This window comes from Limnohabitans sp. (assembly GCF_044361645.1).
Taxonomy (GTDB): Bacteria; Pseudomonadota; Gammaproteobacteria; order Burkholderiales; family Burkholderiaceae_C; genus Limnohabitans_A.
In genome coordinates this window covers 1-11952 of record NZ_JBIKIL010000113.1, presented here as the reverse complement: position 1 = coordinate 11952, position 11952 = coordinate 1, and the positions used below count along the sequence as shown (strand labels likewise).

Annotated in this window: 9 protein-coding genes and 1 pseudogene; 1 reads left to right on the top strand and 9 read right to left on the bottom strand. The window is 58.8% G+C overall.

Annotated features, from left to right (window positions below; all coding sequences use genetic code 11):
- The 8 genes from ACIQ39_RS15450 to ACIQ39_RS15415 form a co-directional block, all read right to left on the bottom strand.
- The coding region (locus ACIQ39_RS15450; RefSeq protein ID WP_396435496.1) for an ABC transporter ATP-binding protein at positions 1-846 on the bottom strand (846 nt) is incomplete at its 3' end.
- On the bottom strand, positions 843-1811 hold the full coding sequence (locus ACIQ39_RS15445; RefSeq protein ID WP_396435495.1) for an ABC transporter ATP-binding protein: 969 nt from the start codon (positions 1809-1811) through the stop codon (positions 843-845). The genes ACIQ39_RS15445 and ACIQ39_RS15450, both read right to left, overlap by 4 nt.
- A complete protein-coding gene (locus ACIQ39_RS15440) occupies positions 1808-2716 on the bottom strand; it encodes an ABC transporter permease (RefSeq protein ID WP_396435494.1) in 909 nt (302 codons plus the stop codon). Before ACIQ39_RS15440 ends, ACIQ39_RS15445 begins: the two co-directional genes overlap by 4 nt.
- Before the next feature lie 3 nt (positions 2717-2719).
- A complete protein-coding gene (locus tag ACIQ39_RS15435) occupies positions 2720-4243 on the bottom strand; it encodes an ABC transporter substrate-binding protein (protein WP_396435497.1) in 1524 nt (507 codons plus the stop codon).
- A 546-nt stretch (positions 4244-4789) separates the two neighbouring features.
- Positions 4790-6040, bottom strand: coding sequence for a M20 aminoacylase family protein (locus ACIQ39_RS15430; RefSeq protein WP_396435493.1), 1251 nt, complete (start codon positions 6038-6040; stop codon positions 4790-4792).
- Between the two features lie 2 nt (positions 6041-6042).
- Positions 6043-7023 carry an ABC transporter permease gene (locus ACIQ39_RS15425; protein WP_396435492.1) on the bottom strand — a complete coding sequence of 327 codons (981 nt, stop codon included), beginning with the start codon at positions 7021-7023 and terminating at the stop codon, positions 6043-6045.
- Positions 7023-8630, bottom strand: a complete 1608-nt coding sequence (locus ACIQ39_RS15420) for an ABC transporter substrate-binding protein (RefSeq protein WP_396435491.1) — start codon at positions 8628-8630, stop codon at positions 7023-7025. Before ACIQ39_RS15420 ends, ACIQ39_RS15425 begins: the two co-directional genes overlap by 1 nt.
- A 730-nt stretch (positions 8631-9360) precedes the next feature.
- Complete coding sequence (locus ACIQ39_RS15415; protein ID WP_396435490.1) at positions 9361-10641, bottom strand: porin; 1281 nt, start codon at positions 10639-10641, stop codon at positions 9361-9363.
- 168 nt (positions 10642-10809) lie between these two features.
- On the opposite strand from ACIQ39_RS15415, the gene coq7 reads away from it, so the two are divergent.
- The gene (gene coq7, locus ACIQ39_RS15410; RefSeq protein ID WP_396435489.1) at positions 10810-11433 is read left to right on the top strand and encodes a 2-polyprenyl-3-methyl-6-methoxy-1,4-benzoquinone monooxygenase; all 624 of its coding nucleotides are present in this window, start codon (positions 10810-10812) and stop codon (positions 11431-11433) included.
- Positions 11434-11757: 324 nt separating this feature from the next.
- Here coq7 and ACIQ39_RS15405 read toward each other — a convergent pair.
- Positions 11758-11952: pseudogene (locus tag ACIQ39_RS15405) on the bottom strand (osmotically inducible protein C); the annotation flags it as partial.

The following is an 11952-nucleotide window of genomic DNA, read 5'->3' as shown; positions in this document are numbered from 1 at the left end:
TTGCACCGGGGTGCGGGCGCGGCCGGTGTCGTGCATCTTGGGGATCGCGTCGAGCAACATGCGGGTGTAGGGGTGCTGTGGGTTGCCAAACAGCGTGTGCTTGTCGGCCAACTCGACCAGCCGGCCCAAATACATCACGCCCACTTGGTCGCTCACATGGCGCACCACGGCCAGGTTGTGGCTGATGAACAGATAGGTCAGGCCGCGCTCGCGCTGCAGGTCTTTCATGATGTTGAGCACCTGCGCCTGCACGCTCACATCCAGCGCCGAGGTGGGCTCGTCGCACACCAAAAACTCAGGCGCAGTGGCCAAGGCGCGGGCAATCGAGATGCGTTGGCGCTGCCCGCCCGAGAACTGGTGCGGGTACTTGACCATGTCGAGCGGCGACAGGCCCACCGACTTGAGCAATTCGGCCACACGGGCTTTGAGTTCTTCGGCGTCGCTGATCAGGCCGTGCTCTTTGAGCGGCTCGCCCACGATGTTGTCGACCGTCCAGCGTGGGTTCAGGCTGGCATAGGGGTCTTGAAAAATCATCTGTATGCGTTGGCGCATGGCCTTGGCGTCTTTTGACTTAAACGCCGCGTGTGCGTCTTGCCCGTCAAAGCTCAGGCCGCCGCGTGTGGGCTCGTACAGGCCCACCAGCAAGCGGGCCACGGTGCTTTTGCCGCAGCCGGACTCGCCCACCAGGGCCAGGGTTTTGCCACGCTCAATTTCAAAACTCACGCCGTCCACGGCGTTGAGCATCTGACGCGGCTTGCGCTCGATCATGCGGTTGAGCCAAGGGGCCGACACGTCAAAGGTTTTGGCCAAGTCGTGGGCCACGACCAGGGGCTGGGAGGCTTTCATGCTGCGCCCCCATCGTGCAGCCAGCAAGCGGCTCGGGTTTGCCCGGCCTGCACCAAGTTGGGCCGCTCTTGGCGACAGCGGTCAAAGGCTTGGGGGCAGCGCGGGTTGAAGGCGCAACCTGGCGGGATGGCGTTCAAGCGCGGCATGGCACCGTCGATTTGGTTGAGGCGTTCGCGGTCACTGTCCATGTCGGGGATCGAGGCCATCAGGCCTGCGGTGTAAGGGTGGGCCGGTTGGTTGATGACTTGGTGTACCGGGCCAATTTCGGCCACGCGCCCGGCGTACAACACAGCCACGCGGTCACAGGTTTCGGCGATCACGCCCATGTCGTGGGTGATGAGCATGACGGCAGCGCCCCGGTCTTTGCAGACCTTTTTGAGCAAGCCAATGATTTGCGCTTGGATGGAGACATCCAGCGCCGTGGTGGGTTCATCGGCCACGATGAGTTGCGGCTCGGCCGCCAAGGCCAAGGCGATCACCACACGCTGGCGCATGCCGCCCGAGAACTGGTGCGGGTAGTGGTCGATGCGCTCTTCGGCGGCCGAGATGCCGGTGTCTTTGAGCAGATCGATGGCGCGTTGGCGTGCCTCTTGGGGGCTGACGGGCAGGTGGGCCAAAATGGTTTCGGTCAGCTGCCTGCCGATGGAGTACAGCGGGTTGAGCGAGGTCAGGGGGTCTTGAAAAATCGCACCAATTTGGCGGCCACGGATGTGGCGCATTTGGTCGTTGTTCAAGTGGTCGATGCGCTCGCCTTTGAGCAAAATTTGCCCACCCGCTATGCGGCCTGGCGGTTCGAGCAGGCCAATGATGGCAGCGCCTGTGAGCGATTTGCCCGCGCCCGATTCGCCCACCACACCCAAAATTTCGCCGGGTGCGATGTCAAAAGAAATATCGTCCAGCGCACGCAGGGTGCCGTGGCGGCTGGGGAATTCCACCACCAGGTTTTTGACTTGTAGAAGACTCATCGCAATCTCGGGTTCAGCGCGTCGCGCAACCAGTCACCCAGCAAGTTGACCGACAGGGCGATCAGCACCAGCATCAGCCCCGGAAAAATCGTGATCCACCACTCACCCGAGAACAAATAGTCGTTGCCCACACGGATCAAGGTGCCCAGTGATGGGGAAGTGGGCGGCGCGCCCACCCCCAAAAACGACAGCGTCGCTTCGGTGATGATGGCCGTGGCCACTTGTATGGTGGCCAGCACCATGACCGGGCCCATGACATTGGGCAGCACATGTTTGACCATGATGCGCAGTGGCTGCACGCCGGTCACGCGCGCGGCTTGCACATACTCTTTGTTGCGCTCGACCAAGGTGGTGCCGCGCACGGTGCGGGCGTATTGCACCCAACCCGTGAGCGAGATCGAGATGATCAGCACACCAAAGGCCAGCGATTCGTGCGCGTTGGGAAACAGCGCACGCCCCACACCCGCGATCAAAAGCGCCACCAAAATGGCGGGGAACGACAGCATCACATCGCACAGGCGCATCAACAGCGCGTCCAGCCAACCGCCCTTGAAACCCGCCAGCAAACCCAGGCCCACGCCCACCACCACCGACAAGACCACCGAGGACAAGCCCACCACCAAGGAGATGCGCGAGCCGTAGATCAGGGCCGACAAAATGTCGCGCCCCTGGTCATCGGTGCCCAGCAAAAACTTGGACGTGCCCCCTTCCATCCAAGCTGGGGGCAAGCGCGCATCGCTCAGCTCCAGCGTGGCCAAGTCGAAGGGGTTGTGCGGGGCCACCCAACCGGCAAAGACCGAACAAAAAAGGCACACGAAGGCGATGCCCGCCGCCACCATCGCCGTAGGCGATTGGCGGAAGCTGTAAGCAACGTCGCTGCTGAGCCAGCGTTTCAAAGCGTTCATGGATTACTTGATGGAGATGGACTTGAACGGCATGTAGTTGTCGCCGCGTTGCACCAAGGTGACCTTTTTGCTGGTGCCCCAGGCCAAGGCCTGCTGGTGCAGGGGCAGGTGGCCAATGTCGGCGCCGTGCAGCTCAAACGACTCGCGGATCATGGCGTTGCGCTTGGCCTGGTCGGTCTCGCTTTGCACCTTGATCATCAACTCGTCGACCTTGGGGTTGCAATAAGACCCCAGGTTGAATTGGCCAGCGCCTTTGTCGTCCACACAGCGCATCAAAGCATTGAGGGCGTTGTGGGCGTCATAGGTGCTGGGCGTCCAACCCAGCAAATAAAAGCTGGTGTCGCGGCGCAAGATTTTGGGGAAATAAGTGCCCTTGGTCTCGGCCTTGAGGTTGACCTTGACGTTCACACGCGCCAGATTGGCGGCCACGGCTTCGCAGATTTGGCCGTCGTTCACATAGCGGTCGTTCGGGCAGTTCATGTCGATGGTGAAGCCCGTGGGGTAACCGGCTTCAGCCAGCAACTTCTTGGCGGCTTCGGGGTCGTAGGGCAGGCGCTTGTTCAACTCGGGGTTGAAGCCGTTGATGCCCGGGCCCACCATCAGGGCGGTCGGGTTGGAGGCACCGCGCATCACGGTGCGCTTGATGCCTTCGATGTCGATGGCTTGGTAAAAAGCCTGGCGCACGCGCTTGTCCTTGAAGGGGTTTTTGCCCTTCACGCTGGAGTACAGCAGCTCGTCGCGCTTTTGGTCCATGCCCAAAAAGATGGTGCGCAACTCGGGCGCCACCAAAGCGCGGGTGTTGGGGCTGGCGTTGATGCGGGGCACGTCTTGCACCGGCACGGGCTCCATCACGTCGATCTCACCCGACAACAGGGCGGCCACGCGGGTGGGGTCATTGGAGATGACGGAAAAGATGACCTCGTTCACGTTGCCTTCGATCTTGCCCCAGTAGTTGCCGTTGCGCACAAAGGTGGTGCGGATATTGGGCTGGCGCTCACGCAGGCGGTAAGGGCCTGTGCCGTTGGCACGGAAAGAGGCGGCGTTTTCAATGCCCTTGCGACGGTCTACCGGGCGGGTGGCTTGGTTGTCCTCGCACCATTTTTTGCTCATGATGTACACGGTCGACAAGACGTTGGGCAAGATGGGGAACGGGGCCTTGGTCTCGATTTCGATGGTGTGGCTGTCGATTTTGCGCACTTCTTTGATGTCGTTGGTGTTGCTGCGCATGTCAGAGCCTTCGCCGGCGGCGCGGTTGATCGAGAACACCACGTCATCGGCCGTGAACGGCGTGTCATCGTGAAAGCGCACGTTTTTGCGCAACTCAAAGCGCCACACTGTAGGCGAAGTCTGTTTCCAAGACGATGCCAGTCCGGGTTCAAACTTCAGGTCTTTGCTCACGCCCACCAAGGACTCGTAAACGTTGTTGGTCACGCTCAGCTGCAGCGACTCGTTGAGCGAGTGCGGGTCCATGGACAAGGCGTCGCCTTGGTTGGCAACGCGCAGCGTGGCCGCATGGGCGCTGCCCATGGCCAAGACTGAGGCAAGCGCCAAAGCGGTCAATGAACGTTGAAAAGAACGAGTCGTCATAAAGGTCTCCTGGTCAATGAAAAGGGCTGAAAATCGTTGAGGTGTTTAAAGTTTGAATGCCAAGACAAGCGATCCATGGACTGCCGCGTCGCTGCGCTCCTCGCAGTGACGGTAATTTGTCTGTCACCGCGAGGCAATTTCCCGTCACCGCCACCCAGTTTCCCGTCATCGCGAGGAACGAAGCGATCCATGGACTGCCACGTCGCTGCGCTCCTTGCAGTGACGGATGTTTTACCGTCATCGCGAGGCACGAAGCGATCCATGGACTGCCGCGTCGCTGCGCTCCTCGCAGTGACGAATGTTTTACCGTCATCGCGAGGCAGTTTCCCGTCACCGCCACCCAGTTTCCCGTCATCGCGAGGCACGAAGCGATCCATGGACTGCCGCGTCGCTGCGCTCCTTGCAGTGACAAATCAGCGCCGTGCGGTGACGAAGGCTTGGCAAAGTCGCATTGAAGGGCGACTGGCCTTGAGGCGAGACCTGTCTTCATGGGTTGCTGAATTGGGGTGCCAAGGGCAAGGCGTGTTCGACCAAACTGGCGTGCAAGGCCGCGCCCAATGGCAGGATGTCGTCGTTGAAGTCGTACCTGCTGTTGTGCAGAGGGTGTGGGCCTGGGCCGTGTGGCAGTCCTTGTCCTATGCGGATGTAGGCGCCGGGTTTGGCCTGCAGCATGAAAGAAAAATCTTCGCCGCCCATGCTGGGCAGCATGTCGCGCCACACTTTGTCCTCGCCCACCAAAGTCGCCGCCACGTCGCAGGCAAAGTGGGCTTCGGGCACGGTGTTGATGGTGGCGGGGTAAACCCGCTCATAGCTCAGCTCAGCCGCAGCCCCAAAGCCTTGTGCCACACCGCTGCACAGTGCGCGCAAGCGGTCTTCGATTTGGTCTTGTACACGCTCGCTGTAGGTGCGCACAGTGCCCACCAAAGTGGCCTCGCCGGGGATCACACTCATCGCGCCTGGGTGACCGGCTTGCATGGAGCAGATGCTGATGACCGCTTGTTCAAATGCCGACAGGTTGCGTGAGACCACGCTTTGCACGGCGGTGATGAGGTGTGCCGCCACCAGCACCGGGTCTACACCTTGGTGCGGCCGGGCACCGTGGCCACCTTTGCCGATGATGCGGATTGCGATGCGGTCGACGGCGGCTTGCATCGGGCCGGGCGTGATGCCGATCACGCCCAATGGCGTTTCGGGTGAATTGTGCTGGGCAAACACTTTTTCGCAGGGAAAGCGCTCAAACAAGCCGTCTTGCATCATGGCGCGGGCACCGGCATAGCCTTCTTCGCCGGGCTGAAAGATCAGCACGGCGGTGCCGTCAAAGCGCCGGGTTTCGGCCAAATAGCGTGCTGCTCCCATGAGCATGGCGGTGTGGCCGTCGTGGCCACAGCCGTGCATCAGTCCGGGTGTGGCCGAGCGCCAATTGCATTCGTTGTGTTCGGTCAGGGGCAGCGCGTCCATGTCGGCGCGCAGGCCGATCATGCGGCCCGGGTTGTGGGCAGATCGGCCTTGGCCGTGCACCAAGGCGACCACGCCGGTTTTGCCCATCCCGGTGACGATGCTGTCCACGCCGCAGACCTTCAGGCCATCGACCACGCGGGCCGAGGTGTAAACCTCTTCAAAACCCAACTCGGGATGGGCATGCAAGTCACGCCTGAACGCCGTCAGCTCGGGATGAAATTGGGCGATGCGCGCAAAGGCCGCGCCACGCCCCAACACGGACTGCAAGGAAGCGCCCATGCTCAATGCCCCCCGGGCTTGCCCACGCGCAGGCGCGGGTCGACCACAAAGTAGAGCAAATCGACCACCAAGTTGATGACGACAAAAATCAGCGCGATCAGGCACAGGTAAGCCGCCATGACCGGGATGTCGGCAAAGGTCACCGCCTGGATGAACAGCAAGCCCATGCCGGGCCACTGAAACACCGTCTCGGTGATGATGGCAAAGGCGATCAGGCCACCCAACTGCAGGCCAGTGATGGTCATCACCGGCACCAGTGTGTTTTTGAGCGCATGCCCAAAGTGGATGGTGCGGTTGGACAGGCCCCTTGCCCGGGCGAACTTGATGTAGTCGGTGCGCAGCACCTCCAGCATTTCGGCGCGCACCAAACGCATGATCAAAGTGAGTTGAAAAATCGCCAATGTCACCGCTGGCAAGACAATGTGGTGCCAGCCTTTGGCCGTGAGCAAACCGCTCGACCACCACCCCATCTGCACCACCTCACCCCGCCCAAAGCTGGGGAACCAACCGAGCATGACGGCGAACACCAAGATCAACAAAATGCCGATCAAAAAAGTGGGCAATGACACCCCCAGCAAGGACACCGTCATGATGAACTGGCTGGCCCAAGTGCCTCGGCGCAGCGCCGCATACACCCCCATGGGAATACCGATGACCAAGGCCATCAGACCCGCCACCAAGGCCAGCTCTAAGGTGGCAGGCAGACGCTCGGCGATCAAACGCGACACTTTGGCCCCTTGCCGCAGGCTAAGACCAAACTCGCCTTGCACCGCATTGACCAAAAAGTGGCCAAACTGCACAAAAAAGGGCTGGTCAAGGCCCAGGTCGGAACGCAGCAAATCGATTTGCGCTTTGGTGGCGTCTTGCCCCAGCAAAAACACCACCGGATCGCCCACATACTGAAACAACAAAAACGCGATGAAGGCGACCGTGACCATGACAATCACGGCCTGAATCAGCCGCTGCAAAATGAAAGCGAGCATCAATTGACCTTGATCAGCGTCCAGTCGAGGCGGTTGTCAGGACGGTGCACAACGTCGATGTTTTTCTTCATGGCCCAGGGAATGACTTGGTTGTGCAAAGGGATGTGCGCCACCGTGTCGTTTTGCAACTGCAGGCCTTCGGTCAGCAGTCGGTTGCGCACAGGCAAATCGGTCTCGGTCTTCACGCGGTCCACGATGTAGTCCATGCGCTGGTTGCTGTAACGGCCCACGTTGTAGTTGCCATCACCGCCAGTGCCCACCGAGCGTGTCAGCGATTGCAAGCTGTAAAGCGCATCAAATGTAGGCACACCCCAACCCAGCATGTAAATGCTGGCTTCGTAACGCTGGATCATCGGGAAGTAGGTCACCAAGGGCTGGGTGCGCAGCTTGGCTTTGACCCCCACTTTGGACCACATGGCCGTGATAGCTTGGCAAATTTCTTCGTCGTTGATGTAGCGGTTGTTCGGGCAGGCAAAGTCCACCTCGAAACCGTTGGGATACCCGGCTTCTGTCAGCAACTTTTTGGACGCGTCCAACGAATAGGGGAAACGCGTGTCCACCGCCTTGGTCCAGCCGTTGACCTGGGGGGCCACCAGGGCACCGGTGGTTTGCGACAAGCCGCGCATGGTCACGCGGTGAATGGTCTCGATGTCTATGGCCTGGTAAAGCGCCTTGCGCACTTTCACGTCTTTGAGCGGATTTTTGCCCTTGACGTTCGAGCCCGGCAACTCGTCACGGTGCTGGTCCATGCCCAAAAAGATGGTGCGGTTTTCAATGCCGTCGATCACTTTCAGGTTGGCGTTGTTGCGCATGCGGCCCAAGTCTTGGGGGCTGGGGTCGAGCACAAAGTCGATCTCACCCGACAACAAGGCCGCTGCGCGCGTGGCTTCGTTTTTGATGGGCGTGTAAATGATTTCGGTCACGTTGGTGGCGGCACCAGCCCAGCCCCACCAGTTGGGGTTTTTGGACAGCACCAGCCGCTGGTCTGGCTGCCACTCTTTGACCATGAAGGGACCACTGCCCATGGCGTTGCGGTGGGCGAAATTTTCTTCTTTGGTCTTGATGTCCTTGGGCTCCAAGGACTTGTTTTTTTCGGCCCAAACTTTGCTCATGATGCGCAGCTCGGTGAGTTGGTTGATCAACACCGGATTAGGGCCCGCCAAAATGATGTCCACCGTGTCGGCATCCACTTTGACCACACGGCTGATGCCCTGCGCGTACACGTTGAAGTTGGAAGTTTTGGCGCGCGCACGGTCCAGCGAAAACACCACGTCATCGGCCGTCAAGGGCGAGCCGTCGCTGAACTTGACGCCTTTGCGCAAATTGAAACGGTATTGCGTGGGCGAGACCTCGCGCCAAGCGGTGGCCAGACGGGGCTCAATTTTAAAAGTCTTGCTGTTGTAGTAAACCAGCGAGTCGAAAATGGCCGCATGCACGCCATTGCCCAAAGCGTTGTTTTGTGAATGGATGTCGAGCGTAGGAATGTCGCTGGCACTGGTCCACTTGAAAGGTTTGGCGTGCACCACTCCGGCCCCCACAACACCGGCCAGCAGCAAAGCGGCGGTCAGGCTTTTGGTCATCACGGCTTGAGAATAGGTTTTGTTCATGGCCACACTTTTGTTGAGAGTTGATCAGTCTACAACTATGCAACATTTGCGCCTGTTTTTGGTAGAGGGAAAGCCCTTAATGGCTTTGTCGCGCACCGGACTGGTGCGATTTTTTAATTCGTCATTGCGAGCATCATGGATTCGTCATTGCGAGCGCAGCGTGGCAATCCATAGGCTGCCACGTCGCTTCGCTCCTCGCAGTGACAATTCTGGCGTCATTGCGAGCGCAGCGTGGCAATCCATAGACTGCCGCGTCGCTTCGCTCCTCGCAGTGACAACTCTGGCGTCATTGCGAGCGCAGCGTGGCAATCCATAGACTGCCACGTCGCTTCGCTCCTCGCAGTGACAATTCTGGCGTCATTGCGAGCGCGGCGTGGCAATCCATAGACTGCCACGTCGCTTCGCTCCTCGCAGTGACAACTTTGGAGTCATTGCGAGCGCAGCGTGGCAATCCATAGACTGCCACGTCGCTTCGCTCCTCGCAGTGACAATTCTTGCGTCATTGCGAGCGCAGCGCGGCAAAAGAATGTTCGCTTGCTTTGGCTGCTACCCACCGGCCCCAATTTCAGAAAAACCTTGACCCAACGCTTGGGTCAGCTCTTTTAGTTTCAGTTGTTGTTTGCATGATCACGTTGAGCCTTGCAATTGAATCAGCCATTAAAAAAACCCACCGCGTTGCCACGGTGGGTTGTCGTTTCTAAATTCCATGCCGTGTTGCCACGGCCCGGCATCAGAAAGTGTGGTTGACAGTCAGAGTCGTGCCTTGCGCTTTACGAAGAGCACCCGTTGTGTTGCCAGAGTCACGCTTGATGTCGTTGGTACCGGTGGCAGCGATCAAGGACGTGCGCTTGCTCAGTGCGTAGTTGGCGCTGACCTGGTAACCCGACAACTTGAAGTTGTCGCTGGCTGCTGCCGAACGCTTGTCTTTGCCAGAGTATGTTGAGGCGCGCAGTGTCACTGGGCCCACCGGAGCGGAAACACCAAAAGACATCAGGTTGACATCAACAGCATTTGCACCGCCCAATTTGGACTTGCGGGTTGCGTTGGTTGCAAACACCGAGGCCACGCCAAAGTTATACGATGCACCGATCCAGTTGACAGTCGACTTCAACTCGGTTGCAGCAGCAGCAGCGGTGGTCGCAGCCTCAGCTTTGACAGTTGCTTGGTTGGTTGCCAGACCCAAGCCCAATGGACCATTGCTGTAACCCACATGCAGACCGTTTTGAGTTGTAGCAGCCTTGCCAGCCTTGGCAGCCAAGTCGCTATCGCTGGTGTTGTTGACGATGTTGAGGTTCACTGTCAGGCCGCTGAAGCTGGGCGAAGTGTACTGGAGCACGTTGTCTTGACGCTCCATGTTTGTTTCAGCAAGTGCTTGGCCGTGAATAGCGTTTGGCGCTGCAGCGGTACCGCCAGTGATCAAACCGTAGCTGCTGCCTACCAATGTGGCAGAACCAGCACCCGAGAAACCGTGGAAACCAGAGATGGGCGCGGGCACAAAACGACCAAAACGCAGTGCACCAAAACCACCAGACAGACCCAAAGTGCGCTCACGTGCCGCAAAGCCGTCACCCACACCAGAAATCATCACGGCCGAGGCTTTCAAACCACCGCCCAGATCTTCGACGGCAGAAATGTTCAACACCGATGTTGACCAGGTGTTGTGTTGTGCTGTGCGGCTGGACTTGGTTGTCTCAGCGCCCACAGTGTTTTTGCTGCTGCTGAAAGGAGCCACTTCGAGGACACCAGACATGGTCACGGTGGATTGAGCAAAAGCGGTGCCAGTAACAGCTGACAATGTAGCCAGAGCAATCAGAGTTTTTTTCATTGCAAATTTCTCCAAGGTTAAAAAAAGAGCCCGGGAAGAACAGGCGTTGAACGCCTTGTTTGGAACCTGAGCCAACCTCCGATACCGGAAAGTTGAAGCAATTGAACCAGAGGCCTCGGGCAATTCAAAGGGAATTGAAGAAATAAGCCTGGGTTCGTTGCTACATTGCAACAGGGCTCGCGCCATTTTGACAACTTCAATTTTTAAATTAGCATTTTAATTAACAATTCCAACAAGTTAGCTTCTGCTGTCAATGCAAAACATGACGGCTCGATGCGCATTTTTAAACAAGCGAGGTCAAGCCAAAAAGCCTGGGCTCGGCACGCCCGTGAAGGGGATGGGTAAACTAGGCCGATGATCAACGCTCTGATATTAGCTGCCGACAGTGCTTTGCGCACACTGTGGGCCGAGCCCCGCGCCAGTCGCCCCAACCCTGCAGCTTCGATGGCCGAATTGCAGCTGACCGACAGCGAACGCCGCACCTCTGGCGCGCTCATGCGCATCAACCATGTGGGCGAGGTGTGTGCTCAGGCGCTTTACAACGGGCAAAGCTTGGCGTGCACCAACCCAGCGCTGCGTGCGCAGTTGTCAGAGGCCAGTCGTGAAGAAACCGACCACTTGGCTTGGACCCACCAGCGGCTCCAAGATTTGAACGCCCGAGCGTCTTTGCTCAACCCGCTTTGGTATGCCGGCTCTTTTGCCATTGGGTTCGCTGCAGGCAAACTGGGGGGCGACAAAGTCAGCCTGGGTTTTGTGGTGGAGACCGAACGTCAGGTCGAGGCGCACTTGCAAAGCCACATGGATTTGCTGCCCCAAGCAGACACGGCATCACGCGCCATTGTGTTGAAAATGAAAGCCGACGAAATCGCCCATGCGCAAATGGCCATGAGGGCGGGCGCCACAGAGTTGCCCCAAGCCGTCAAATCCCTCATGCAAGCGGCTGCCAAATTGATGACCACGGTGGCGCACCGGATTTGAAGTCCAGCGGTGCAAACGCCGCTTACAAACAGCCCATAGGCATGGACGCGAGACTGGCCGTCAATGGCACATCACGCGGCCTGAGGCAGAGCACGGCTCCTGGCCCGGCGGTTTGGCCCAAATACCCAGCGGCTGCAAATGCCTTGCTCGCCTGTGTTGAGGGCGAGGTCTTTTGTTTGGGCACCTTGATCATGCGTTTGGTCAAAGGGCCCAGTGCGCATCCAGACGGGAAAGTTCTGGCTGATTTGACCAGTGGCTTGCACAAGGGTTCGATCGCGCATGGTTTTCCGAATTCATGGAAAGCAATTCCCTATTTTTTGGCTTTCATGCCACTTCCACCACCTCAAAACTGGTCGTGATCGCAGCCGTTTTGCCCAGCATGATGCTGGCCGAGCAGTATTTGTCGTGGCTCATGGCAATCGCCCTTTCGACGGCCATGGCTGGCACGCCTTTGGCGGTGACGCTGAAGTGCATGTTGATCTTGGTGAAGACTTTGGGGTCCACCTCGGCGCGCTCGCT

Coding starts and splice junctions, on each gene's coding strand:
- ACIQ39_RS15445 (WP_396435495.1), bottom strand. CDS start 1,811: ATGAGTCTTCTACAAGTCAAAAACCTGGTGGTGGAATTCCCCAGCCGC.
- ACIQ39_RS15440 (WP_396435494.1), bottom strand. CDS start 2,716: ATGAACGCTTTGAAACGCTGGCTCAGCAGCGACGTTGCTTACAGCTTC.
- ACIQ39_RS15435 (WP_396435497.1), bottom strand. CDS start 4,243: ATGGGCAGCGCCCATGCGGCCACGCTGCGCGTTGCCAACCAAGGCGAC.
- ACIQ39_RS15430 (WP_396435493.1), bottom strand. CDS start 6,040: ATGGGCGCTTCCTTGCAGTCCGTGTTGGGGCGTGGCGCGGCCTTTGCG.
- ACIQ39_RS15425 (WP_396435492.1), bottom strand. CDS start 7,023: ATGCTCGCTTTCATTTTGCAGCGGCTGATTCAGGCCGTGATTGTCATG.
- ACIQ39_RS15420 (WP_396435491.1), bottom strand. CDS start 8,630: ATGAACAAAACCTATTCTCAAGCCGTGATGACCAAAAGCCTGACCGCC.
- ACIQ39_RS15415 (WP_396435490.1), bottom strand. CDS start 10,641: ATGGCGCGAGCCCTGTTGCAATGTAGCAACGAACCCAGGCTTATTTCT.
- coq7 (WP_396435489.1), top strand. CDS start 10,810: ATGATCAACGCTCTGATATTAGCTGCCGACAGTGCTTTGCGCACACTG.